We start from the raw sequence: 668 nt of genomic DNA, 5'->3' as shown, positions 1-668 counted from the left end.
GGGCGCCGAGGGGGACCGAGCGCTCCCGGGGTGAGCCGACCGCGCGCAGCAGCGTGGCGCCCAGCCCCTCGGCCCGCTCGGCGATGCTCTCGATGAACTCGCTCTTGCCGCAGCCCGCCGGCCCTTCGACGAACACGATTCTGGAGTTTCCGGACAGGCATCCAGCGATCGCGCTATCCAGCGTGTTGAGTTCCATACTCCGATCGATCAAAGCCATGGTTACCCCAAGTCCCCGTGAATTCATAGCTTTTGACGCGCCTGCTACCAGGTCTGCCGGGAGGTGCGCCCGCACGCCGCGTGGGAATCGTTCCCGCGAACGGGTTCAGTCTACGGAGCGGGCGGGCGCCCCCCGGTGTCCATAAGTTGCAAGGCAACAACTACGTGCGAGACCACCGCTGACGCGCGTGGTGCTCCGAAGCGCGGCGGCGCTCAGCGGTTGCGGATGGTGGTCATCCGCGCCCGTGAAGCGGGCCGCGGCAGGCGGGCGGCGGCCCGTCGTACGGCGAACGGCGGCGAACCCGCCACGGCGCGGGGCTGGACGGCGCGGGCCACGAGGGGTGGCCGCGCCGCGCGTATGAGAAGGCCACCCCGGGTCGCCCGGACAGCGCGCCCGGGCGCGGTGGCGAGGTGTCCGCCGTTCGGGCGGCGGAGGGCGGCCGGGGCCGGGG

The 668-nt window shown here is 72.5% G+C and carries 1 protein-coding gene; it reads right to left on the bottom strand.

Going from position 1 to position 668, the window contains the following annotated elements; genetic code table 11:
* Positions 1 to 429 precede the first annotated feature (429 nt).
* Positions 430 to 668 (bottom strand): hypothetical protein (locus tag KUM32_RS42370; protein ID WP_217146904.1); only part of this gene is annotated, 239 nt, incomplete at its 5' end.

This window comes from Streptomyces sp. AC627_RSS907 (assembly GCF_019049165.1).
The sequence above is the reverse complement of the archived record's forward strand: the minus strand, read 5'-3'. Positions and strand labels throughout refer to the sequence as shown.